This is a genomic window from Nostoc paludosum FACHB-159 (genome assembly GCF_014698835.1).
Classification (GTDB): Bacteria; Cyanobacteriota; Cyanobacteriia; order Cyanobacteriales; family Nostocaceae; genus Nostoc; species Nostoc paludosum.
This window is the reverse complement of sequence record NZ_JACJTU010000019.1, coordinates 17,654-40,264: the sequence shown is the minus strand read 5'-3', so window position 1 is coordinate 40,264 and position 22,611 is coordinate 17,654. Positions and strand designations below refer to the sequence as shown.

The window sequence follows — 22,611 nt, the reverse complement described above, 5'->3', positions numbered from 1 at the left end:
AGAAACTGTAGCAAGATGAATATACTGAGGTGGCTGTTAAATACTCAGCTAAAACTCTCTCATAAGCAGAACAAAAATAATGGCTTCACCCTGATTGAATTACTAGTAGCTATGCTGATTGCATTCCTAGTAATTACGCCGTTACTAGGTTTTATGATCGGAGTTTTAAACACCGATCGTCAGGAACAAGCTAAAGCTAACTCTGAGCAAGAAATAAAAGCAGCGCTTGATTATATTGCTCGCGATCTCCAACAAGCACTATACATATACGATGATACAGGTATCACAGCTATTAATTCCCAAATTCCTGCCGTAACAAATGGAGTTCCAGTTCTAGTATTTTGGAAGCGAGAGTTTACTAAAGATACTCTTGAAACTAAAAATGGCGCTACAGTTCTATTTCGAGACGATGCTTTTGTGTATTCACTGGTAGCTTACTATTTAATTAAAGACACCAGTTCTAGTTCTAACTGGTCTCAAGCCGCGCGCATCGCCAGATGGCAAATTAAAGATGGCGTTCTAAATAGTAGTGGTAGGACTGATTGTCCTGGATTTACTACTGAAAAATATAGCTTATGTCCAGATAAAGGTTTTAAACAATTTGACTTGTCAGACAAAGGCAAAACATTACAAGAAAAAATGAATAGTTGGACAAATAGTTTGGGAGCCGGAGGAACTTATAATCAAAGTTCCGTAGTTCTTGTTGATTTTATAGATCAAACAACAATATCACAGGAAAATCCTACAGTGACAGCAGCATCAGTAACTTGCCCTACACCTACTGGTCTTGTCTTTAAAAGAGTTCCAGCAAGCATTGAAAGAAGAGGCTTTTATGCTTGTGTAAATTCAGTTGGCACAGATAACAGAAGTACTGTTGAAGTTTATTTAAGGGGTAACGCACAAGCTCGTCTAATACAAAATGATGAAACAAAAATACGTTACACCCAGAGCAAAGCTAGTTATTTTCCAAATGCGAACATTAAGGTACAAGGGCGGAGTTTCATCTTTAACAAATAGCATGTATCTTTGACCAAGATTAATAAAAGCAGGATAGTATGGGGAATATTACTACTTTGAAATTATTAGATTACTTTCATTTACATAGCTCTAAAACAAAACTAAAGCAGCAATATTTAGCAAACAGAGACTATAGCGATCGCTACAATCAACAAGATGCGGGATTTACTCTGATAGAATTAATTGTAGTAGTGCTGTTGGCAGGAATTTTAGCAGCGATCGCGGCTCCAGGTTGGGTTGCCTTTGTCAACCGACAGCAGCTAAATAAAGCTAATGATGCAGTTTTAGCTACACTACAAAATGCACAACGAGAAGCCCAAAAGAAAAAACTTAGCTATAGTGTGAGCTTTCAGAAAAATAGTACAACCCAAAATTTTGAGGTTGCTATTTATCCTACGAAAAAGAGTGATGGTAGCAACTTAGCTTTTGCTGAAATCAGCACATGGAAACCTTTAGGAGCAGATGTGGGAGTTAGCTCTGATAAATTTCTGATACGTACAAATCTCAGTAGTGAAAACACTGCTGGTTCATCTGTATCTGACACTTTAAGTACATCAGCAAAAATGACCTTCGATTACATGGGGACTCTAACAAATGCAAACTTTGGAACAGTTACACCCCCTGCAACAGAACCACCTGGGATAAAAATAGTAGTAGCTATCCCAGATCGTCAAAATCCTTCATCAGCTAGTAGTGTAAAGCGATGCATCATTGTGAAAACTCTCTTAGGCTCAATGGTCACAAAAAAAGACTCTGACTGTAATTAAATAATTTTCATAGCCCGAATTTATAAAAATACGAAATAATACTGAACATAAAACTGCACATTGATAGCAAAATTGAAGCATCAGGTGTAGTTTTTTTATTGGATAAATTTCTTGAGTGGTCGATAATAAACTAGCCATTGGCTAAACAAATATCAAAATATCAAAATATAACTTTCATACATGACTGATTGTTTAGACTTTACTGTAGCTATCCCAACTTACAACGGTGAGAGTCGTTTGCCTGAACTACTAGAGCGACTAAAAAATCAACTTCACACCGAAAATTTATCTTGGGAAATTATAGTTGTAGATAATAACAGCACAGATAACACAGCTAAAATTGTGCAAGCCTATCAAGAAAATTGGCAATGTACTTACGCTTTAAAGTATTGCTTTGAAGCAAAACAAGGGGCGGCTTATGCTCGAAAAAAGGCAGTTGCAGAAGCTAAAGGTAGATTGATAGGTTTTCTAGATGATGATAATTACCCAATATCAAACTGGGTAGCCGCAGCTTATAGCTTTGCTGAAAAATATCCCAAGGCAGGAGCTTATGGTAGCCAAATTCATCCTGACTGGGAAGTAGAACCACCAGAAAATTTTCAACGAATTGCCCCCTTTTTAGCAATCACGGAACGAGGAAATTTACCCCTATTATATGAAGCAAAAAATAAACTACTACCTCCTTCTGCTGGACTGGTTGTCCGTAAAAAAGCTTGGTTAGAAAGTGTACCAGATAAGTGCATTTTAACTGGTAGAGTTCAAGGTAATATGCTTACCAGTGAAGATTTAGAAATGTTGTCTTACATTCAAAAAGCAGGATGGGAAATTTGGTATAACCCAGAAATGGAAATTTCTCATAAAATACCAATCTCTCGATTACAAAAAGACTATTTAATTCCATTTTTTCGAGGTATTGGACTCAGCCGTTATGTAACTAGAATGGTAAATATAAAACCTTGGTATAGACCGATCGCTTTTTTAGCGTACACAATCAATGACCTGCGTAAAATTACTATACATTTCTTGAAATATCGAACTAAGTTGAAACAGGATTTGGTAGCTGCTTGCGAAATGCAACTTTTTTTAAGTAGTTTAATGAGTCCGTTTTATCTTTGGAAAAACGGCTATTTGAAAAATAAATTATCAGAATATTAAGTGTTATGACTAAATTATTAGTTGAAAAATTAGATATTACTGTAGCTATTCCTACATATAACGGAGCAACCCGTTTACCTCAGATTTTGGATAAACTGTTAACTCAGACAGGAGTACAAAACTTGAAATGGGAAGTTCTTGTTGTCGATAATAATAGTTCTGATAATACATCTGAGGTAATCCAGAATTACCAAAAACTATACAATGGAAGCTGTCATTTAAGATATTCTTTTGAAAAAGAACAGGGAGCCGCTTTTGCACGGTTGCGGGCAGTACGTGAAGCTAGAGGCGAGCTAATTGCATTTTTAGATGATGATAATTTACCTGCAACTGATTGGTTAGCAGAAGGATATGCCTTTGGTTTGGAATATCCTCAAGCAGGTGTTTGGAGTGGACAAATTCATGGTGATTTTGAGGTAAAACCGCCAGAAAATTTTGAAAAAATTCAAGCTTTTCTGGCTATCAGAGAACATGGTTCAGATCCACATTTATTTGATGCAGATAATTTAAGACTTCCTCCTGGTGCAGCGCTTGTTGTCCGCAAAAAAGCGTGGTGTGAAAATGTACCACAACGACCTATTTTAAGCGGAAAGTTACCTGGTATTTTGGTACAAGGCGAAGACTATGAACCATTACTTTATATACATAATGCAGGTTGGGAAATTTGGTATAATCCTACCATGCATACTTACCATCAAATACCACGCTGGCGATTTGAAAAAGATTATCTACTAAATCTAGCACGCGGGTGTGGCTTGTGTATTTTCCAGCTCAGGTTGATAAATACTAAAAATTGGCAAAAACCAATAGTGTTTCTGAAAACTGTTTTAGGAAATTTACGCCGAGTACTACACTACATAATTCAATATAAAGGACAGTTAAAAAATAATTTAATTTTACTTTTTGAGATGGAATTTTACTTGGCTAGTATGATGAGTCCTTTTTATTACTTAAGATGTAATTTAGGGAAACTATTCAAAAACAAAGCAGCCACATAAAATGATTAACTCTAGTCAAAAACACCCAAAAATTTCTGTAATTATACCTGCTTATAATAGTGAAAAAACTATTACTCATACAATTAATTCTGTTTTAAATCAAAGTTTTACAGATTTAGAATTAATTGTGATTAATGATGGTTCACAAGACTCTACTTTAGATATTGTTAAGCAAATTCAAGACCCACGAATCCAAATATTTTCTTATTCTAATGCTGGCGGAAATGTCAGTCGTAACAGAGGACTAAACCTTGCAGTTGGAGAATTTGTTAGTTTTCTAGATGCCGACGATATTTGGACACCTGATAAACTTGAATCTCAATTAAAGGCTCTGCAAGAAAATTTGACTGCTAAAGTTGCTTACAGTTGGACTGATTATATTGATGCGAATGGTGAATTTGTCATTTCAGGTAAACGCATTAATTTTAATGGAGATGTTTATGAAAGTTTATTAGTAAGTAATTTTCTAGAGAATGGCTCTAATCCTTTAATTCATAGAACAGCTTTAATTACATTGGGAGGCTTTGATGAATCTCTAGCTGCGGCACAAGACTGGGATATGTGGCTACGCTTAGCATCGAAATTTAATTTCGTATGTGTACCATCTGTACAAATCTTATACCGAATTAGTACTAATTCAGTTTCTTCCAATCTTGTCAGGCAAGAAAAATCGTGCTTACAGTTGCTTGAGAGAGCATATCAAGAAAGACCATCAGCACTTAAGCAAACTTGGAACAGAAGTATTGCAAATTTATATAAATACCTTACTTGCAAAGCTTTACAAAAGCCATTGAATCGACAAAAAGGTTTAACTGCGGCTAAATTTTTATGGAAGTATTTTCTATATGATTCTTCAAGATTTCAGAATATAAATTTTAGCTCGAAACTATTACTGAAAATTGCCATAATCCTGATATTGCCCACTTTACTTCACAGTTTTACTAAGCAGCGTGAACTAAAAAGCCAAAAAACTGAAATATTGTTAAACAACTGGGTGGCTGAAAAAAAACCAGAAAGTAAAAATGAATACCCAGGCGCATTTACCATCTCTCGTTAATGCAAAAAATATTTTGAACGATCCCTCTAGTAGTGGTTTTACTGTACTTGAAACTTTAGTAATTATTATAATAGTTGGTATATTAGCCGCAGTAGGAATACCAAACTGGATGACTTTTGTGGCTACTCGCCGTCTTAATACTGCTCAAAACGAAGTTTACCATGCGATGCGCCAAGCTCAAACGCAAGCCACTAAAGACAAATTGACTTGGCAAGCTAGTTTTCGCGAGCAAAACGGCATCGTTCAATGGGCTGTTCATCCTGCTACAGTAAACCCATCTAATGCAAACTGGAATAATTTAGATGCCAATGTACGCCTTGATTCGGAGACAAACTTTCAAGCGTCATTGAGTAGTGTACAAGAAGTTAGATTTGACTACAGAGGTAATGCTAAAGATTTAGGACGGATTACATTATCCAGTAAGTCTGGTGGTAAAGCTAAGCGTTGTGTTATTGTTTCAACGATTTTAGGGGCAATGCGAACTGCAAAGGAACACACTAGAGCCGATGACGCTAAGTATTGCTATTAAGATATTCTTAGTTTACTCAAATAAGGTATTGCGTGCTGAACTTTCCAGCAAGCTCAAAACAAGGCTTGATTATTTTCACTCGCTACCCTGAACCAGGCAAGACGAAAACTCGGCTGATACCTGTTTTAGGATCTGTCGGCGCAGCTAATCTTCAACGCCAAATGACTGAACACACAATCTTACAGGTTAAAGAATTGCAAAAAGTAATTGATATATCTGTAGCAGTGTGGTACTCAGGTGGAGATTTGCGATTAATGCAAGAATGGTTGGGGTTGGATTTAGTTTACCAGCCTCAAGGTGAAGGAGATCTAGGTTTGCGGATGGGGCGATCGCTCCTCCAGGCTTTTCAATCTGGTGCACAAAAAGCAATTATCATTGGTACAGATTGTCCTGGACTAAATGCCCAAATTCTCGCAACAGCCTTTGATAAGTTATGCACCTTTGACCTTGTACTTGGCCCAGCGATGGACGGTGGATATTACTTAATTGGTTTGCGGCAACCTATTCCAGAGTTATTCGCTAACATCGAGTGGGGAACTGCTCAAGTATTCCAAAGAACTTTGGAGATTGCTCAGAAACTTAATTTATCATATGTGAATTTAGTGCCTTTAGCCGACATTGACCGACCAGAGGATCTGTCAATTTGGGAACAAGCGTTTATGGGGTAGCGATAAGGGATGTGGAGACGCCAAGAAGAAGTTAAAGCTTTTGGCTCTTGTTTCCGTCGAATATACAAATCTCCCACTTCTGCAAGAAGTCAGGGATCTGAATCTACAGCCCCACATTAGCTTCGTATCTTCAAATACTAGGATTTTCCTGAAGACACGGGGCATAACAAATGTTACTGTGGTCTAGTTGAAAACCAAGAGGCAGAAAAGTTCACAATTATTGAATCTAGTTCCTGTTTCTATAGAACAGTTACGGTCATGGGCACAATATTCGAGTAACTTGAAATATGAAAATCATTCGTATTTACTGCAAGTTTGAAAAACTATGGTTAACCGTTTTACTTCCGTGAGTACTGCCCTCACTGTTAAGGTAGTTGGAATAATCTGTATTTTGTCGTTTTTTGTTGACTTTTTGATTCTCTTGTTGCCCTTTCAACCAACCGATCGCGGATGGCAAATAAATTTGGCAACAGCGCTAGTTGATCGGGGAATTGTTCCTTTGGTAGGCTTGGGGCTTTTGTTCGCTGGCCATTGGATTGATAGCGCTGATGCAGGAAGCGATCGCCCCCAAGGTGTTGATTTAAGATTTCCGGCTCTAATTCTCTCAAGTATTTTAGGCTTGATGTTCTTGCTGATTTTTCCTCTGCATCTGAATAATGTGAATCAAGCCAAAACTCAAACAGTTAACCGAATCATCCAAGAAGCAGATCAGGCAGAAAATCAACTCAACAATCGCTTATCGCAATTGCAAGCACAACTAAATACCGAACAAGGAAAAGCTCAGCTAGAACAGCTGCGGAGTCAAACCAAAGCTCAGTTTACCGAACTACTCAGCGATGAGCAAAGATACAAGCAAGCACTTGAAAGCGCCCAAGTTCCTCCAGCCATTAAGGATTTACTAAAAAAGGCTAAAACAGATCCCCAAGCACTTGATAAAGCAATTGAACAACAAACAGATATTCAGACCCTGAGAACTCAACAATTGAGCCAAATTCGCCAACGCAGGGATGAAACTGAGAAACAAGCTAAAGATAGTGCATGGAAGTCTGGATTGCGGATTGGTATTAGCAGTTTGCTCTTGTCTATTGGTTACATTATCATCGGCTGGACAGGCCTAAGAAGCAGGGGTGCTTTACAAGGTGGTAAACCCAAAGCTACTGCACGCTAATTTTTTCGGGAGTAGGGAGTGGGGAGTGCGGAGTGTGAAGAGTTGGGGCAAAGGGGCAGAGAAAGCAGGGGAGACAACTGAACAAATGCCAAATATCCAATGCCAATGCCCAATGTCCTATGCTCCATGCCCCATACCCTATATCCAATAACTTTTAACTTTTAACTATAAAACCTGGGGAATGTTCTCAATTTACATACTGACATATAACGAAGAACTAGATATTGCTGCTTGTATCGAATCGGCGATGCTATCTGATGACATCATTGTTGTAGACTCATGCAGTAGCGATCGCACTGTAGAAATCGCTAATCGCTATCCCATCCGCGTTGTCCAGCACGCCTTTGAAAGCCACGGACGCCAACGCACCTGGATGTTAGAGTCTATTCCCCCAAAGCATGAATGGGTTTACATTCTGGAAGCTGATGAACGGATGACACCGGAACTGTTCGCAGAATGTAAAAAGGCAAGTCAGAGTCCAGACTACATCGGGTACTATGTGGCTGAACGCGTTATGTTTATGAATCGTTGGATTCGCTACAGCACGCAGTATCCCCGTTACCAAATGCGCCTGTTTCGTCATGGTAAAGTTTGGTTTACCGACTACGGCCACACTGAACGAGAAGTTTGTGACGGTGCAACTGGCTTTTTAAAAGAAACATATCCCCACTACACTTGTAGTAAAGGCTTAAGTCGCTGGATTGAAAAACATAACCGTTATTCCACTGATGAAGCTCAAGAAACTTTATATCAATTAGAACAAGGAAACATAAACTGGCGAGAGTTGTTTTTTGGCAAATCAGAAGTTGAAAGACGCCGCGCTCTCAAAGATTTGTCTTTGCGTTTACCTGCTAGACCCTTGTTACGCTTTATTTATATGTATTTTCTCTTGGGCGGTTGCTTAGACGGAGGCGCCGGTCTTGCTTGGTGTACATTGCAAGCATTTTACGAATACTTGATTTTGCTCAAAGTTTGGGAAATGAAGTATCTACCAAAACCTGACTTGAACATAAAAGCAACTCTGGCTCAGGAAACTACACAACAGGTGCAGTGTGCGACTTCAGAAACTACGCGCGCTGATGCAGTGTAAACCCTGAAGCTCCTGCTTGGGCGAAGCCCTTGCCGTAAGCATCGAATTATCAGAGTTTACAAGCGAATAGTAATTTGTAGGGGCGCACAGCTAGCTGTGCGCCCCTACGCCTGCTTTATCTATAATAAGTTAATATTTTTAACGGAGCTTTTTCAGAAAAGCTGTTTCCGTCAATATGTCAGCCATTCATAAGACAAAAGAATTCTTAAGCTTATCTCGTCGTGCTTTCACAAGCATGAGCAACTTTTCATTCAACGCGGTAAATTAGTAATAACTTGAGAAACTTGTAACAATCATTTACAAGTTTTTCAAAGAAAAGTAACATCCTCTCAGAATAGCCAGTCGTTATTCGGTTAGTTGATGTCTGTGTGTATGCTTGTAGGAAAATAGCTTAAAACAGGAGAATCGGCGCTTGGTAATCGATCGCCTAAAGCAGGACTTAAAAAATGACCTGATTGCTGGTTTGTTGGTAGTAATTCCCCTAGCAACTACCATCTGGCTAACAATTACCATTGCTACTTGGGTAATTAACTTTCTCACGCAAATTCCCAAACAGCTGAATCCCTTTGACGGGTTACATCCAATCCTAGTAAATATACTTAATTTATTTGTAGGGCTAGCCGTACCATTGCTGAGTATTCTCGTGATTGGATTGATGGCTAGGAATATTGCTGGGCGTTGGTTGTTAGATTTTGGTGAGCGTTTATTACAGGCAATTCCTCTAGCTGGACAGGTATACAAAACACTCAAGCAGCTTTTAGAAACAATACTAAAAGATTCCAATGGCAAGTTTCGGCGTGTAGTTTTAGTAGAGTATCCCCGCCGAGGAATTTGGGCGATCGCCTTTGTAACTGGTGCAATCAGCGGTGATATCCAAGCCCAGATGTCTCGTCCGATGCTGAGTGTTTTTATTCCCACTACCCCAAATCCGACTACTGGATGGTATGCAGCGGTTCCTGAGGATGAGGTGCTGAACCTCTCCATGTCCATTGAAGACGCTTTTAAAATAGTCGTCTCAGGTGGAATTGTTGCCCCCAATACGCCGTTGATTTTACCCAAAGAGTCCACACTGGAAATGAAACACGACCAAATCAGACAGCAAGTTATTCACGTAGAAGAAACTTAAACTCTATCTGGCAAAGTCACAAGCAAATGCGTAATTTTGTTGTTTGACTGTGCCAAAATTGATAGACTTATAAGCTTGTCACGCCTGGTTAATCAATTCTCGCACAATCACCCTCACTTTTATGCAACCTCGTAAACCCCAGCAAATTGCTCGTGAATTGGCACTTTTAAGCCTTAGTCAACTGCCAGTCAGCCCAAAAAAATTAGATAAATTGGAAGACGAGCAACTAGTATCAAAATTGGTGCTAGGAGCTGTACGCACCTTGACTTCAGAAGTGCAAGATACCCTAAATAACGCCGCAGGTGAACTGCAACGCAGTAACGATCGCCTATTAAGTAGCCAAACTCGCGCCTCCGACCTGAATACTGCTAGAACAATGCTGCAAGAGGCGATCGCATGTACCCAGACAGCAATTAATCAGTTGGGTACCGCTGTTGATTTTCCAGAATTAATTCAGCTAGCTAATCAGGACAAGGGAGTTCGCAATTACGCTAAAGAGCTTGTAATTACAGTCAATGAAAATCGACAAATTTTAGATGAACTCATATCCAATGCCCTGGTAGATTGGCAAGTAACTCGTCTGGCTCAAATTGACCGAGATATCTTGCAAATAGCTGTAGCAGAAATGAAATTCTTAGGAGTTCCAGATAGCATCGCCATTAACGAAGCAGTGGAGCTAGCGAAACGGTACAGTGGAGACGAAGGTCATCGTTTTATTAATGGTGTTTTACGCCGAGTTAGCGAGCAGAAGAAAAGTGCATAGTGTTTTATGTTTATTTCGTGAGGTGAGGAACTGGGGACTAAGAATACTTGCACACTACCTAGTACTCAATACGCAATTCTCAGTATTCAGTCCCTCATACCTAATGCCCGAAGTTAAATTAAACTCATAATTCGTAACTTATAACAACAACTAATACTGCTGCAATGGTTTTTAATTGGTTCCGCCGTCAATATAATGATTCCTCTGACACTCCCTCTGACCAGAAGCAGGAAGAAACTCCTCCTGTACAAGAACCCCAACCAGAGACAGCCGAAACTTCGTCAGATACAACAGCAGACTTGTTAGCCTTTGCTAAAGCTGCTTACAAAAATATTCAACAAAAACAACAATCTCAGGCAGTAGAAACCCCGCCTGATTCAGCAGATACCCCAGCGTCATCAGAAGTAGCTGAAGCTAATGAAACGACAACTTCTCAGGTAGAAACTGTAGAAACTCAAATCACTGAGGAACCTGCTGTCATAAGCCCAGAAACAACACAAACAGAAGGTATCCAAAAAACTACAGAAGAAAGTACAGAAGATTCTTTAGTGGTTGCAATTACTGATGAGCCAGATGTCCAAAGCTCAGAATTAATTACAAGTGAAGCACAGACAACACCGATAGAATCACCAACTACGCCAGAGGCAACGCAGGCAACAGCACCATCTTTCTTAGAACGCGCGGCGGCGGAACGGCAAGCAAAGCTGGAACAACTTATAGCTAGCGCCATTGAAGTCCCAGAACCAGAGGTAGTACAGCCAGTATCAAAGACAGAAGAGGAAATCCCCGAACTGGTATTTGATGATGGATTTCTCTGGTCAGCGGAAGTCTTAGCAGCCCAAGGTAGACGTGCAGAAGATGTTTCTATTGAAGAAATTACCTGGTTGAAAAAGCTGCGGCAAGGTTTAGACAAAACTCGCCGTAACATTCTCAATCAACTCAAAGCGATCGTTGGACAAGGGCCGCTTAACCAAGCTGCGGTATCAGAAATAGAGTCATTGCTGCTGCAAGCTGATGTAGGCGTTGAGGCGACAGATTTGATTATCGATGCCCTACAGAAAAAATTGCTCCAAGAAGTCACTCCACCAGAAGAAGCGATCGCTTACTTGAAAAAAATCATCCGGGATATGCTGGATGCACCAAGCAAAATATCCCATAAATCTAGCTTTGCCCCAGAAAAAGAAAGTTTAAACATTTGGTTAATTACTGGGGTAAATGGCGCAGGGAAAACCACCACCATTGGCAAAATTGCCCACCTCGGACAAAAATCTGGTTATAAATGCTTGATTGGGGCAGCAGATACTTTCCGCGCCGCTGCTGTAGAACAAGTTAAGGTTTGGGGCAGTAGAAGTGGTGTGGAAGTCATTGCCAATCCTGGAAAGAATACAGATCCAGCAGCAGTTGTATTTGATGCGATCGCTGCCGCCCAAGCGCGTCAAACAGAATTACTTCTGGTAGATACTGCTGGGCGACTTCAAAATAAGAAAAATTTAATGGACGAACTCAGTAAAATTCGGCGAATTATCGACAAAAAAGCCCCAAACGCAAAAGTAGAATCACTGTTGGTTCTAGATGCCACTTTAGGTCAAAATGGACTGCGGCAAGCCGAAGTTTTCTCCCAAGCTGCCCAACTTAGTGGCGTTGTCTTAACCAAGCTTGATGGCACTGCCAAAGGCGGTGTTGCCCTTGCTGTCGTGCAACAACTGGGTTTACCTATTCGCTTTATCGGTGCCGGCGAAGGAATCGAAGACCTCCGCCCCTTTTCTAGCTACGAGTTTGTCGAAGCCCTGTTAAGCGGTTAGTAATTCATTAAGGAAAAATTGACAACTTGAAGAGGATACGAAACATGGAGTGTTTTAAATTCTGCAAAGTTGGCTTGACAGATGGCTAGTCCAAAAAATTGAGGTTAAAAATTGTGGTTGACAAATTGATACATTTAGGAGTCACTGAATCTGGTATTATCGCTTGAATTAACCACAAACAAAATACTGGAAACAGCTTAAGTCCTAAAATCCTCAACTGATATGAGTCAAATGCCTCCGCACTCTCAACTCTCTTTCCACCTAATTTTTCCGTAAATATCCACCAATATTTTCTGGACTAAATCTCAAAGTTTAAAGTGTTTGGTCATTAGTCATTGGTCATTATAAAGAAATGATAAAGGACAAAACCAACACTTTCTCCAAAAATCTAAGTAATTATTCTTTTATTAAAGTATTTTTACGACTTCAGAGATATGCTTTAGCAATTAAGTTATGAAAAAATGAAAAACTTCGCCAACTATATATCCAAAAGAACTAGTTTTAGAGGGTTAAATTTTGATTAGAAATACAAACTTTCAACTGAGTAATATTCAATTAAGAATGCAATAAGCAAATAAAATACTCATAAAAGTTACTTGTTACGTCTTTATACTCTTGCTAAAATGACGAGTCTTGTCTAAATATGGTTTAGCAATGTCAAAGCCACAAAATTTATAAGTAATCTCAAACCTACCAAAATATAAAAGTGTAATAAAACCTGTGCCTGTGTCTCAACTGCCCTCTCAACCCACTGACAACAATAGTAGTGCTACGACTGATGTCACACCAGTCGTGGCGCTGAAAGAACTCGTGGCAAGGTTGCACCGGGAACAGAATAAAATTCAAGATTTACTCAGTTCTTTAGGTTTCGCACTTAGAAGCTTCAATAATTTGAATCAGTTTTTGGAACTGATTCCACTGATGGCAACAAGAGTCACAGATGCCGATGGCAGTGCCTTGTTTCTCTACAAACCCAATGGTCAAGTCAGGTTAGAGCAACTACACTGGCAAGATAGCCACCAGCGTAAGAATATCCGCAAGGCGCTAGAAATAGCTAGCAGTCAAATCACACTTGTGCCCAATGCTGCCCCATTAGCAAGTGCTACAGGGATTTTGGATGACCAAATGCATCGCTATTTGGGGCCAGATGTGCAAATCTTTGGTACTGCGATTTTGGTAAAGCATACAGAACGAGGCTGGCTGTATGTTTTGAGCCGCGATCCAGAATATAGTTGGACAGAAACTAGGCAAAAGTTGGTTAGGTTGGTGGCAGACCAAACAGCAGTAGCGATTGAAAACGATGAACTAGCTGTAGAACTGAGAAAAAAAGAACGTTTAGACCAAGAACTAGAAATTGGCGCAGAAATTCAACGGCGACTTCTGCCACGGCAATGTCCCACAATTCCTGGTGCAGTTTTAGCGGCACGCTGTAAACCTGCGAATCGGGTGGGTGGAGACTATTACGACTTTATTGCTACTAATAACAATCAAATTCAGCCAAGCGCTAAAAATGGGTCAGGAAGTGGTCGCTGGGGTTTGGTGATTGGAGATGTGATGGGCAAAGGTGTTCCCGCTGGGCTGATTATGACGATGATGCGGGGAATGCTACGAGGAGAAGTTTTACACGGTAATTCTCCAGCCGGAATTCTACAAAACTTAAATCGAGTTATGTATGCGGATTTGGAAAATTCCCATCGCTTTGTAACGCTCTTTTACTCAGAATATAATCCCCATAATAGAATTTTGTCTTATAGTAATGCGGCACACAATCCTCCTTTGTGGTGGCACGCCGCTACGAAAACTGTTAGCCGTTTAGATACTTTAGGAATGCTGATTGGTTTGGATGCTAACAGTCAATATGAAGATGCTCAGGCGCAGCTAGAACCTGGAGATACAATTATTTACTATACAGATGGTCTGACGGATGCTGCTGCGGCTAGTGGCGATCGCTTTGACGAAGAAAACTTTATTGCTGATTTCAATACGGCTTGTAAATACTGCAATGGGCCGCAGGAAATTGTCGATTATTTATTTGACCAAGTTCAGAAATTTATCGGTGCTGATAAGCAAAATACCGATGATATGACACTAGTTGTTTTGCAAATTCTTTAGTTATAGCAGGCAATAGGCAATAGGCAACAGGCAAAGAAAGTCTATCTATTAGTGTCGGAGTTTTACCATCGGGTTATGTCTTAAACTATGCTTCAACTTTTATGGCTGTTCACTATTAAAAATATATAGTAGCGGTCAGGTAGATTAAGACATTAACTGAGGATGAAATCCTTACACCAAGGTAATTTTAAGCTTATTGCCTGTTGCCTGTTATATGTCTTAGCAATTGGCTAATTATGCAGTTTGTTTTGGTTCTGTCGTTAAATTTTGCCCAATTTTTGGCTCAGTACCAGCAACTAGTCGTTCAATATTACTGCGATGGCGGAAAATCACATACAACCCACCTGCAATCCCAAACAGAATATATGGTAAAGGTTGATGCAAGAGCAACATAAAAATAGGAACAGCAATCGCGCCTGCAATTGAACTCAAAGAAACAATTCGCGATATTGCCACGACAACGGCAAATACACCTGCTGTTGCTAAACCTACCTGCCAATTCATTGCCAACAAAATCCCCAAGCTGGTAGCAACGGATTTACCACCAGTGAAACCCAAAAATATTGATTTACTATGTCCAAGGATGGCAGCTAAACCAACTAAAGTTGATAACCACGGTTGCCATAATTTTACATCTACCGTTGGGGAGATAATATTTTGATTAGTGACAAAATTGAACAACCAATAAACAAGAGCGATCGCTAATACTCCCTTCAAAGAATCAAGCATTAAAACGAATGCTCCTGGCCCTTTCCCCAAGGTTCTCAGCACATTTGTTGCTCCAGTGGAACCGGAACCAACTTCTCGAATATCAATACCTTTTAACTGCTTGACAGCAATGTACCCGGTGGGAAAGGAACCCAGCAGGTAAGCTACAAGTACAGTTACCCCGCACAGAGTTAACCAGATAGCCATATTAACAATTCAAAATTCAAAATTCAAAAACTCTTTCCCAATGCCCCATGCCCAATGCCCCATGCCCAATGACTAATTAAAAGTCATCATCATAGTTTCTCACTGTTTTGGGGTCGGGGGCAAAGGCCAACCACAAAGGAAATTGCAGTAGGGACAAACTGATTTGCTCTTCTGAATCATCAATAATAATTAGAGGCAGTTGATTAGCTTTTACCAATCGGTCTGCTTTCTGAGCTAAAGCTTCCGGTGCCTCAAATAATACCACGCCTCGGTCTGGGCCAAAATCTGGGCGACCTATTCCTAGACAGTCTTGCAAGCCGCGACGCCATTCACCTAATCGTTCTGGTGTATTAGCTAAAACTAGAGTACGGACGCGATCGCCATACAGTTTGTGTAATATCGAAATTGCAGCTGAGGCAATTAGGATATTTTGCAAGCGACTACCCATTGTCCGCAAAGCACCCCGTCCTCCTTGGCTGAAAAACCAGTTGGAAACTCGTTCTGCGTGGACTGGCTCAAACGTCCGGCGTAATTGCCAAGCCGGGCCATAGTAATCTGGCTTATTGCGGTATTGGTCAATTAGACGGCGAATTTGCTTTGTAGTATCTTGAAACTGTTGTTGGGCAAATTGCGGTATTCCTGGCTGAGGTTCAGCTGGTTTAACCTCCTTGACATCGGGTTTTTCCCTTTCTCTTTCTACTACAGTTGGCGTCAGTTGCAGTTGCTCAGCAGCAGCGGCCAAATCCTGTAAGCTACCCGTGAGATAATCTTTAAAACCCTGCACTCGAATTGCCAAGTCTTGAGACGCCCCTGCAAAAGTGGTTCGCATCTCATTGCGGATACGTTCTTGACGGCGTTCTAGCTGTTCTATGGAAATTTGCAGGGTTTGTTTGCGTTGTTCTAATTGCACTAGGGACTCTTGTACGAGTCGTCCGAGAGAAGTTTGAGTTTCACTCAATTGTGCCTGAAGAATTTTGTACGAAGCTTGCAGGTTGGCTATTTCTTCTTTCAATGCTGCTTCGGTACTCTGCAACTGTGCCACTCGCTGCTGTGTTGCAACGTATAATAAACTGTTTTCTGAGTTTGATGTGTCTGACCCCAGTGCGGCAGTTTCCGGCTCCAACTGCTGTCCAGATTCTCCATTGGAATGTTCTGTTGGCTCTAGTGTAGAATTTTCCTCTGCTGCATTAGAAGTTGAATCAATTGCCTGGTCTTCTAATGAGCTAATAGGTGCTGTTTCTACCACTGAATCAACAGATGGGTTTGTTGGATTTTCAACTCCATTGGTTTGTTGTTCTTCTGTCAACCATTCATCAATTGGTTCTGGGGTTTGAGATGCCTCTGGGTTCATAAACAATACTGTAATTCCTATGATGCGAATAAATAACTTTCAGAAATATTACAATTAACAAGCTTTGAATGTTCTAAGTTTTAAGAGGTACTCAATTTTGGGCTTTGAGTATAGATTAGAACTACTTGCCATCCGGGATAGATTTGAGCGGCCGTTTGTACCGCTCAAATCTTTGGCGAGTAAGCACTTAGCACTAAATACGTGGACAACGTTCTTCCAAGCAAGTTTTCAAGGTGTTGGGGTCAAATAAAATTGGCAAAAAGTGAATACTTTTAACTTCTTTAAAGTAAAACAGGATGGGGACTCTATTCCAGAAAATACGCCAATTTTCCCATTCCTGGTAAGGAAAACGTCGAATCAATTTTTCGCCTCTGTAAAGATCTAAGTCGGTCGCGGTAAATTGCAAGCGCAGTGTTAAAGTCTGAAACATCAAAAATAAGCCAAACAGCATGACAGTAAAGCCTATCCACGGTTGTACCAATATTAGTGGAATAGCAGCAATCACCAACACCACAGGTATATTGTAACTAGGCTTGAGTTCCACAGTTGCAGTGGAGTTAGGGGCAAATGAACTGGTCACAGTCTTAAATCCTGCTTTGTTAGTACATCTCTCTCTTATTTTAGGAGTGAGGAGTTAGGAGTTATGAGTCACGAGTTAAAACTGTTAACTCTTAACTTTTAACTCCTAACTCTTAGAATCCTTGCAGGAATGCACTGCCAGTTCCCTGAAACATTAACCAAGAAAGAAAGAAGTTGCTAACAAAGATAATTAGCAAGGCAGTCACAACAGCAGTTGTGGTTGACTGTCCTACACCTTTAGCTCCTCCTGTTGTTGTCAAGCCCCAACTGCAACCAATTACAGCGATTAGAATACCAAAGCAGCACGCTTTAATCATGGCGCTACAAATATCCCAAACACCAAGAAAGTCACGGGCTGAGTCTAGAAAGACTGTATCCGATAGGTTGTAAATATTTGTCGCAACTATAAATCCCCCTAACATCCCTGTAACCAAAGACAGCAAGGTTAAAATTGGTAACATCAACAAACAAGCAAGGACGCGTGGAATAACCAGGTAATCGATTGGATCTGTTCTGAGCATCAACATAGCATCGATTTGTTCTGTTACCCGCATAGTACCTATTTCTGCTGCAAACGCAGAACCCACCCGCCCCGCCAAAATCACTGCTGTTAACACGGGAGAAAGTTCTCGTGTCAAAGCTACGGAAAGTACTCCGCCAATAATATTTCCTGCGCCAAAATTGATAAATTCTCGTGCCACCTGAATTGTAAACACCGCGCCGACAAAAATAGCCGTTAATAAAGCAATAAACAGGGAATCTGGCCCAACTGCTGCCATTTGCTCTAGGGTGTTGCGCCGATGGATTTTACCCCTTACTAGGTGAACTAACACTTGTCCACCCAAAAAAATTGCTGCCAGCAACCGCTGACTCCACTCTCCTAAACTGGATTTGGATGTAGTCTGGTTCAATGTTCTGTAGCTAACTCGGTAACTGCCTTAAGAATAGCGGAAGTTATGAGAAATGGGGAATGGGGCATTGGGCATGGGTAAATGGGGTGATGAGGGAGTGGGGGGAAAGAGAATTTATGCTTCCCACCCTCTCACACTCCCAGACTTCCAATGTCCCATACTTCTCTACGAGAGGCTGCGCCAACGACTACGCTCAGTACAAGTGCCCCATGCCCAAATAAAACCGAACATTAACTTACTTTAAAGATGTTCTCAGAAAATAAAGCTGGTATTAAACGTGTTGCTTAGAAATGAAGAGGTGCTAACTTCGGTTGTAACCTTGGCTAGACAAGTGTTTTGTAAATGTAAGTAGTTTTTAACATCTCCAGCATGTGGCGTAACTGGTAGCAGTTTCTTTTAATGAAAACTTAAGATTTTTGACAGATTGTCTGCTCGCAAGCGATCGCACGTATTGTAGAAAATGACAAACCTGTATCTAGCTACTGTCATCTTCACTCACGGAGTTTGTGTTCAATGACCATTTTCACTAACTTTCTCCGCTCCCTGGTACTAACGATGGTTTTTAGTTTTGTCGCTCCTATTTTTCTCGTTGGCGCAGGATTGCTGTTTTTGTTCCTGATCGGTCACTTTCCTGGTTTACAAGAGTTAACTGAGGCGATCGCTACTGATATTGTCCATTTTCTCGCCACTTTTGGCACTGGTACTCCCCTACGCGGATTATTTGTAATCAGTTTGACCTGTAGTTTTGTGGGCACACTGTTTGACATTTACGTTTGTTATCGGTGTCAAATTTTACGAATCGACTCTTAAATAGTGAAGATAGCTTTGATTGAGATACTCATCGGTGTACAAAACTAAAAAGTCATGTTTACCAAAGTGAAAGTCTACCGGAGCATCCTCGATAGTGATTAGTTTTGCTCAAGAAATTTTTTATTAGTTAAAATTACTGCCAAAATTATTGATTAAATACTTGTGACTTATTAGTTAATTTATTACTAATAACTAGTGCATATGTGCGACCATAACAAAGTGATTTTTCATGGCTAAAAAGATATAAGTAGAACAGCGTAAAAAAACCAAAATATGTAACTAAAAGTAAAGTTGCCCAAAAAACTCTTGCCTTCTGCCTTCTGCCTTCTGCCTCCTGCCTTGTCATAACGACAATTTTCAACACCGACCTACTTAACACCAAATATTTCAGAACTTTCAAGCCAGAAAAATAGCTAACATAGCCTTTATCAAGGTTCGCACTGGACGCTAAACTAGAGTTTGGTATTTTATATTAGCCACAATCTACAACAACTCCATCAGCATCCAGCGAAAATGTCACATAAAAGTCTCTGCAAAATATAAAAAATTTCTTAAAATTATCAAGAAAATCATGCTTGCTTATGTTTCTTAACAGATCAAAGGAGGTCGTTTGACCGCTGGGCATCTTATATTAAGTTTATTACGAGGTATGTTGACAACTCATGGTTTGGCCGTTTAAGCCCAAGTTTAAGAAACAAATTGCGCGGATTGAAATTACTGGTGCGATCGCCGGTGCTACTCGCAAACGCGTCTTAGAAGCCCTGAAAACTGTAGAAGAAAAAAAGTTTCCGGCTTTATTACTGCGTATCGATAGCCCTGGCGGTACAGTCGGAGATTCTCAAGAAATCTACAGTGCCCTCAAGCGTTTGCGCGAAAAAATTAAAATCGTTGCCAGCTTTGGCAATATTTCGGCTTCTGGAGGTGTCTACATAGGTATGGGAGCCGAACACATTATGGCTAACCCAGGTACGATTACAGGTAGTATTGGTGTGATTCTCCGTGGGAATAACTTGGAACGCCTATTAGAAAAAGTTGGCGTTTCTTTCAAGGTAATTAAGTCTGGTCCTTACAAAGATATTTTGGCTTTTGACCGAGAACTGACTCAACCAGAAGCAAACATTCTCCAAGAATTAATTGACACGAGTTATCAGCAGTTTGTCCAAACAGTAGCCGATGCCCGTTCTTTGGCAGTAGAAACCGTCAGAAGTTTCGCCGATGGACGGATTTTTACTGGACAGCAAGCCCTAGAATTAGGTATTGTAGACCGCCTGGGTACAGAAGAAGATGCCCGTCGTTGGACAGCAGAACTAGTCGGACTCGATCCAGAAAAAACTCTCTGCTATACCCTAGAAGAACGTAAACCCTTATTGAGTCGCGTTCTACCAGGGAGTCGCCAGGTTTCATCTGGAATTCGATCTGGAATTGATTGGCTCGAATTTGAGATGTCTACTAGTGGGTTACCCTTGTGGTTGTATCGACCCTAACGTGAGTTGGAAGTTAAGAGAAAGAAGTTGAGAGTTTTACCTCCTAACTCCTAACTCCTAACTCCTGACTCCTAACTTTTATGTTTTAAGGAGGATTTTGGCGTGGAGTGGCAAATGCGGGCTATTCGCGGGGCAACAACAGTTGCCGAAAATTCTGTTGAAGCTATGCGAGAAGTGGTTACAGAATTACTGGATGAACTAGAAAACCGGAATCAATTCCAGCCAAGTGACATTATTAGTGTCACTTTTTCAGTGACACGGGATTTAGATGCTATTTTTCCGGCTGCGATCGCCAGAGCGCGTCCCGGCTGGGATAATGTAGCAATGTTAGATGTCCAACAAATGCATGTTGAAGGCAGTTTACAGCGTTGTATCCGCTTCTTAATCCACGCCTACCTGCCAGCTTCCGCCTCAATTCATCATATTTATTTACGTAATGCCGCTAGCTTGCGTCCCGACTGGAGTTTGCCACAGCCTTTACAAACGTCCCAGCAAGCAGTTAAGTCAAAAGTGTAAATTATTTAGACAAATTTTATGTAAAAAAGAAAATTGAATAAACTATTACATTGGTAATTGGGCTGGTGAACGTTGTGTTATTGATGGGAAAATATTACTAACTTTTTGTTGTGATTTGCCATTCTTGGTAAAAAGCGATCGCACTCAAAATTTAGATATTGAGTTATCGAGGTAGTTGGTAATGATTGTCCCATTCTATTTAGGGGAACAACCAGACTCAGAAGGTCGGGCGATTACCGAAATATGGGCTTGGAATTTTGAAGAATTGGAGTATGTCCACAATTATATTCAGTGGTTGTTTCCTTTACCTGAGCCAAGCGCATTTAATTCTCATGCTCCCATTGTTGATGAGCAAGTAATTCAATCATTTCATAGCAACCCACGCCTACGTCAAAATTTGCTGCATTCCTTCACAGTTATGCTTCAGTTTTATGGTTTGCAACGCCAAGAAAGTGAGGATGGAAAAATAATTATCAGCAAGTCAGAAGACTATGGGAACCGAAAAGGTGAATGGGTTTGTATGTTTAACCACAATTATCTTCGCATCACCCGGATTTTAAAGTGCTTGATGACTTTGGGATTAGAGAATGAAGCCCAAGGGTTTTATGAGTGCTTGCGGCAAATCTACCAAGAAGATAGTAATCAGATTGGTTCTAAAACATTTCATTATTGGACAATTGCAGTCAAAGGGAATGAGTTCTAATAAATCGGCTAACCACACTTCACCGGGTTTCTGGATTATCAATCAAATCTAATACTTCTTGTTCAACTACTCTCGAAACAAGAATATCTAGAGCATCTTGGTCAGCCAGTTCAATAATCTCTGCAAGGCGTTGCCGTACTTGTTGAGCAATATCAGGTTGCCATTGACGTAGTTTTGTATCGAGTTCTTGAACTAAAGCATCCATTTCAAATTTCCACAACAAGATGTAGTACTTGCTTGTATGTTATTATATATATCTGGCATCAAGCTTTCTCTCAGATAGTAGTCTCACTAATTGGCTTTTAAAACGGTCATTTTCACTCTTGAGTTCCTGAAATCACTCTCAAATTATTCGTTACATTCTGTTGAAATTCAATCGAATTTTCTGTTTGAGTGAATTCGTCAAACAATTTAAAAAACTGCTCTAATGCAGTGTGTTCGTCTTGCGAAAAAAATAGAATAATCTGATCCCAGGTCTGATTGGAAGTTAAATTAAATTTCTGCTGAATCCAAGTTTGAAATTCTGAAAATTTTTGTTCTTGTTTTGTTTGAGGAATCCCCATCTGACGACGAGCAAAACAGTAACCTGCCAAAAAAGTGCGGAGATTAGATATGGAAGTTCGTCCTAAATACATAGCAGGACGTTTGCGAATATTGCAAATTAGGTCATACAAATCAACCATCTGTCCCTCTTACTTAAAGTTCGGTTTCAGTAATTTGGAAATTGCCGCCTAAATCTTGGGCAGGGCAGTATAGGTTATTAATCCAGTCTACCCTGGGTATTCCTTCAGGGTGAATGTTGTCAAATATGAGTTCTTCTCCATCAATTTCAACAGCGATCGCTTCATGTCGTCCATTAATAGAGATGTTTTGTTGGAGGCGTTCGTGGTAGATGTTGCAGAAAGGATCTTCTGTACTACCTGTGAACAGGCTAATCTGTTTACCAGAAATTTTTCGATCTATCAGGAATTGTCGCAGGACGATGGCACAGGGAACACATTCAAAAACCTGGAATTGTGAAGCGATCGCGCTCAGTTGATTTTGAAGGCTTGCGTTGGTCATGATGTACTTTTGTCACGCAGCGATCGCT

Annotated in this window: 25 protein-coding genes; 18 read left to right on the top strand and 7 right to left on the bottom strand. The window is 40.4% G+C overall.

The features are described from left to right. Positions 1-15 precede the first annotated feature (15 nt). The 13 genes from hpsC (at position 16) to H6H03_RS19790 (ending at position 14,252) form a co-directional block, all read left to right on the top strand. Positions 16-1,017, top strand: a complete 1,002-nt coding sequence (gene hpsC / locus H6H03_RS19850; RefSeq protein WP_190956811.1) for a hormogonium polysaccharide secretion pseudopilin HpsC — start codon at positions 16-18, stop codon at positions 1,015-1,017. 38 nt (positions 1,018-1,055) lie between these two features. Continuing rightward, entirely contained in the window at positions 1,056-1,784 is a 729-nt protein-coding gene (locus tag H6H03_RS19845; protein ID WP_190956810.1) for a pilus assembly FimT family protein, read from the top strand. 180 nt (positions 1,785-1,964) lie between these two features. Further along, positions 1,965-2,939: a hormogonium polysaccharide biosynthesis glycosyltransferase HpsE gene (gene hpsE / locus H6H03_RS19840; RefSeq protein ID WP_190956809.1), complete on the top strand. Its 975-nt coding sequence runs from the start codon at positions 1,965-1,967 to the stop codon at positions 2,937-2,939. Positions 2,940-2,944: 5 nt separating this feature from the next. Further along, the gene (gene hpsE / locus H6H03_RS19835; protein ID WP_190956808.1) at positions 2,945-3,937 is read left to right on the top strand and encodes a hormogonium polysaccharide biosynthesis glycosyltransferase HpsE; all 993 of its coding nucleotides are present in this window, start codon (positions 2,945-2,947) and stop codon (positions 3,935-3,937) included. Position 3,938: 1 nt separating this feature from the next. Continuing rightward, positions 3,939-4,994, top strand: coding sequence for a glycosyltransferase (locus tag H6H03_RS19830; RefSeq protein ID WP_190956807.1), 1,056 nt, complete (start codon positions 3,939-3,941; stop codon positions 4,992-4,994). Next, a complete protein-coding gene (locus H6H03_RS19825; protein ID WP_190956806.1) occupies positions 4,960-5,523 on the top strand; it encodes a GspH/FimT family pseudopilin in 564 nt (187 codons plus the stop codon). Before H6H03_RS19830 ends, H6H03_RS19825 begins: the two co-directional genes overlap by 35 nt. A gap of 32 nt (positions 5,524-5,555) precedes the next feature. Beyond that, the gene (locus tag H6H03_RS19820) at positions 5,556-6,191 is read left to right on the top strand and encodes a TIGR04282 family arsenosugar biosynthesis glycosyltransferase (RefSeq protein ID WP_190956805.1); all 636 of its coding nucleotides are present in this window, start codon (positions 5,556-5,558) and stop codon (positions 6,189-6,191) included. A gap of 325 nt (positions 6,192-6,516) precedes the next feature. Further along, a complete protein-coding gene (gene hpsJ-B, locus H6H03_RS19815; protein WP_190956804.1) occupies positions 6,517-7,359 on the top strand; it encodes a hormogonium polysaccharide biosynthesis protein HpsJ in 843 nt (280 codons plus the stop codon). Positions 7,360-7,540: 181 nt separating this feature from the next. Further along, positions 7,541-8,449 (top strand): glycosyltransferase family 2 protein, encoded by a 909-nt coding sequence (locus tag H6H03_RS19810; RefSeq protein ID WP_190956803.1) that lies wholly within the window; start codon positions 7,541-7,543, stop codon positions 8,447-8,449. 412 nt (positions 8,450-8,861) lie between these two features. Then, positions 8,862-9,575 carry a DUF502 domain-containing protein gene (locus H6H03_RS19805; RefSeq protein ID WP_190956802.1) on the top strand — a complete coding sequence of 238 codons (714 nt, stop codon included), beginning with the start codon at positions 8,862-8,864 and terminating at the stop codon, positions 9,573-9,575. A 121-nt stretch (positions 9,576-9,696) separates the two neighbouring features. Then, positions 9,697-10,338, top strand: a complete 642-nt coding sequence (nusB, locus tag H6H03_RS19800) for a transcription antitermination factor NusB (protein WP_190956801.1) — start codon at positions 9,697-9,699, stop codon at positions 10,336-10,338. Between the two features lie 164 nt (positions 10,339-10,502). Continuing rightward, positions 10,503-12,140, top strand: a complete 1,638-nt coding sequence (gene ftsY, locus H6H03_RS19795; RefSeq protein WP_190956800.1) for a signal recognition particle-docking protein FtsY — start codon at positions 10,503-10,505, stop codon at positions 12,138-12,140. A gap of 720 nt (positions 12,141-12,860) precedes the next feature. Continuing rightward, on the top strand, positions 12,861-14,252 hold the full coding sequence (locus H6H03_RS19790) for a PP2C family protein-serine/threonine phosphatase (RefSeq protein ID WP_190956799.1): 1,392 nt from the start codon (positions 12,861-12,863) through the stop codon (positions 14,250-14,252). Positions 14,253-14,486: 234 nt separating this feature from the next. Here H6H03_RS19790 and plsY read toward each other — a convergent pair whose 3' ends face one another. The 4 genes from plsY to H6H03_RS19770 form a co-directional block, all read right to left on the bottom strand. After that, positions 14,487-15,167 carry a glycerol-3-phosphate 1-O-acyltransferase PlsY gene (plsY, locus tag H6H03_RS19785; protein ID WP_190956798.1) on the bottom strand — a complete coding sequence of 227 codons (681 nt, stop codon included), beginning with the start codon at positions 15,165-15,167 and terminating at the stop codon, positions 14,487-14,489. 76 nt (positions 15,168-15,243) lie between these two features. Further along, a complete protein-coding gene (locus H6H03_RS19780; protein WP_190956797.1) occupies positions 15,244-16,518 on the bottom strand; it encodes a DUF3086 domain-containing protein in 1,275 nt (424 codons plus the stop codon). A gap of 193 nt (positions 16,519-16,711) precedes the next feature. Next, complete coding sequence (locus H6H03_RS19775; protein WP_190956796.1) at positions 16,712-17,098, bottom strand: DUF3119 family protein; 387 nt, start codon at positions 17,096-17,098, stop codon at positions 16,712-16,714. Between the two features lie 112 nt (positions 17,099-17,210). Then, positions 17,211-18,008: an MlaE family lipid ABC transporter permease subunit gene (locus H6H03_RS19770; protein ID WP_190956795.1), complete on the bottom strand. Its 798-nt coding sequence runs from the start codon at positions 18,006-18,008 to the stop codon at positions 17,211-17,213. A 52-nt stretch (positions 18,009-18,060) separates the two neighbouring features. Here H6H03_RS19770 and H6H03_RS19765 point away from each other — a divergent pair, with 52 nt between their 5' ends. The 5 genes from H6H03_RS19765 (at position 18,061) to H6H03_RS19745 (ending at position 21,521) form a co-directional block, all read left to right on the top strand. Next, complete coding sequence (locus H6H03_RS19765) at positions 18,061-18,252, top strand: hypothetical protein (protein ID WP_190956794.1); 192 nt, start codon at positions 18,061-18,063, stop codon at positions 18,250-18,252. 269 nt (positions 18,253-18,521) lie between these two features. Next, positions 18,522-18,818 carry a hypothetical protein gene (locus H6H03_RS19760; RefSeq protein WP_190956793.1) on the top strand — a complete coding sequence of 99 codons (297 nt, stop codon included), beginning with the start codon at positions 18,522-18,524 and terminating at the stop codon, positions 18,816-18,818. Between the two features lie 662 nt (positions 18,819-19,480). Next, entirely contained in the window at positions 19,481-20,302 is an 822-nt protein-coding gene (gene sppA, locus H6H03_RS19755) for a signal peptide peptidase SppA (protein WP_190956792.1), read from the top strand. Between the two features lie 102 nt (positions 20,303-20,404). Beyond that, positions 20,405-20,818, top strand: coding sequence for a chorismate mutase (aroH, locus tag H6H03_RS19750; protein WP_190956791.1), 414 nt, complete (start codon positions 20,405-20,407; stop codon positions 20,816-20,818). A 181-nt stretch (positions 20,819-20,999) separates the two neighbouring features. Continuing rightward, positions 21,000-21,521, top strand: a complete 522-nt coding sequence (locus tag H6H03_RS19745; protein WP_190956790.1) for an opioid growth factor receptor-related protein — start codon at positions 21,000-21,002, stop codon at positions 21,519-21,521. Between the two features lie 19 nt (positions 21,522-21,540). On the opposite strand, the gene H6H03_RS19740 is transcribed toward H6H03_RS19745, so the two are convergent. The 3 genes from H6H03_RS19740 to H6H03_RS19730 form a co-directional block, all read right to left on the bottom strand. Beyond that, positions 21,541-21,726: a hypothetical protein gene (locus H6H03_RS19740; RefSeq protein ID WP_190956789.1), complete on the bottom strand. Its 186-nt coding sequence runs from the start codon at positions 21,724-21,726 to the stop codon at positions 21,541-21,543. A 112-nt stretch (positions 21,727-21,838) separates the two neighbouring features. Then, on the bottom strand, positions 21,839-22,204 hold the full coding sequence (locus H6H03_RS19735) for a hypothetical protein (RefSeq protein ID WP_190956788.1): 366 nt from the start codon (positions 22,202-22,204) through the stop codon (positions 21,839-21,841). 13 nt (positions 22,205-22,217) lie between these two features. Continuing rightward, positions 22,218-22,583 (bottom strand): papain fold toxin domain-containing protein, encoded by a 366-nt coding sequence (locus H6H03_RS19730; RefSeq protein WP_190956787.1) that lies wholly within the window; start codon positions 22,581-22,583, stop codon positions 22,218-22,220. Positions 22,584-22,611 lie beyond the last annotated feature (28 nt).

Excerpts from the sequence above, each read along its gene's own strand:
- plsY (WP_190956798.1), bottom strand. The coding sequence starts at position 15,167 with ATGGCTATCTGGTTAACTCTGTGCGGGGTAACTGTACTTGTAGCTTAC.
- hpsC (WP_190956811.1), top strand. The coding sequence starts at position 16 with ATGAATATACTGAGGTGGCTGTTAAATACTCAGCTAAAACTCTCTCAT.
- hpsJ-B (WP_190956804.1), top strand. The coding sequence starts at position 6,517 with ATGGTTAACCGTTTTACTTCCGTGAGTACTGCCCTCACTGTTAAGGTA.
- H6H03_RS19730 (WP_190956787.1), bottom strand. The coding sequence starts at position 22,583 with ATGACCAACGCAAGCCTTCAAAATCAACTGAGCGCGATCGCTTCACAA.
- H6H03_RS19845 (WP_190956810.1), top strand. The coding sequence starts at position 1,056 with ATGGGGAATATTACTACTTTGAAATTATTAGATTACTTTCATTTACAT.
- hpsE (WP_190956808.1), top strand. The coding sequence starts at position 2,945 with ATGACTAAATTATTAGTTGAAAAATTAGATATTACTGTAGCTATTCCT.
- sppA (WP_190956792.1), top strand. The coding sequence starts at position 19,481 with ATGGTTTGGCCGTTTAAGCCCAAGTTTAAGAAACAAATTGCGCGGATT.
- H6H03_RS19780 (WP_190956797.1), bottom strand. The coding sequence starts at position 16,518 with ATGAACCCAGAGGCATCTCAAACCCCAGAACCAATTGATGAATGGTTG.
- H6H03_RS19740 (WP_190956789.1), bottom strand. The coding sequence starts at position 21,726 with ATGGATGCTTTAGTTCAAGAACTCGATACAAAACTACGTCAATGGCAA.
- ftsY (WP_190956800.1), top strand. The coding sequence starts at position 10,503 with ATGGTTTTTAATTGGTTCCGCCGTCAATATAATGATTCCTCTGACACT.
- H6H03_RS19810 (WP_190956803.1), top strand. The coding sequence starts at position 7,541 with ATGTTCTCAATTTACATACTGACATATAACGAAGAACTAGATATTGCT.
- nusB (WP_190956801.1), top strand. The coding sequence starts at position 9,697 with ATGCAACCTCGTAAACCCCAGCAAATTGCTCGTGAATTGGCACTTTTA.
- H6H03_RS19825 (WP_190956806.1), top strand. The coding sequence starts at position 4,960 with ATGAATACCCAGGCGCATTTACCATCTCTCGTTAATGCAAAAAATATT.
- H6H03_RS19735 (WP_190956788.1), bottom strand. The coding sequence starts at position 22,204 with ATGGTTGATTTGTATGACCTAATTTGCAATATTCGCAAACGTCCTGCT.
- hpsE (WP_190956809.1), top strand. The coding sequence starts at position 1,965 with ATGACTGATTGTTTAGACTTTACTGTAGCTATCCCAACTTACAACGGT.
- H6H03_RS19765 (WP_190956794.1), top strand. The coding sequence starts at position 18,061 with ATGGGGAATGGGGCATTGGGCATGGGTAAATGGGGTGATGAGGGAGTG.
- H6H03_RS19745 (WP_190956790.1), top strand. The coding sequence starts at position 21,000 with ATGATTGTCCCATTCTATTTAGGGGAACAACCAGACTCAGAAGGTCGG.
- H6H03_RS19830 (WP_190956807.1), top strand. The coding sequence starts at position 3,939 with ATGATTAACTCTAGTCAAAAACACCCAAAAATTTCTGTAATTATACCT.
- H6H03_RS19760 (WP_190956793.1), top strand. The coding sequence starts at position 18,522 with ATGACCATTTTCACTAACTTTCTCCGCTCCCTGGTACTAACGATGGTT.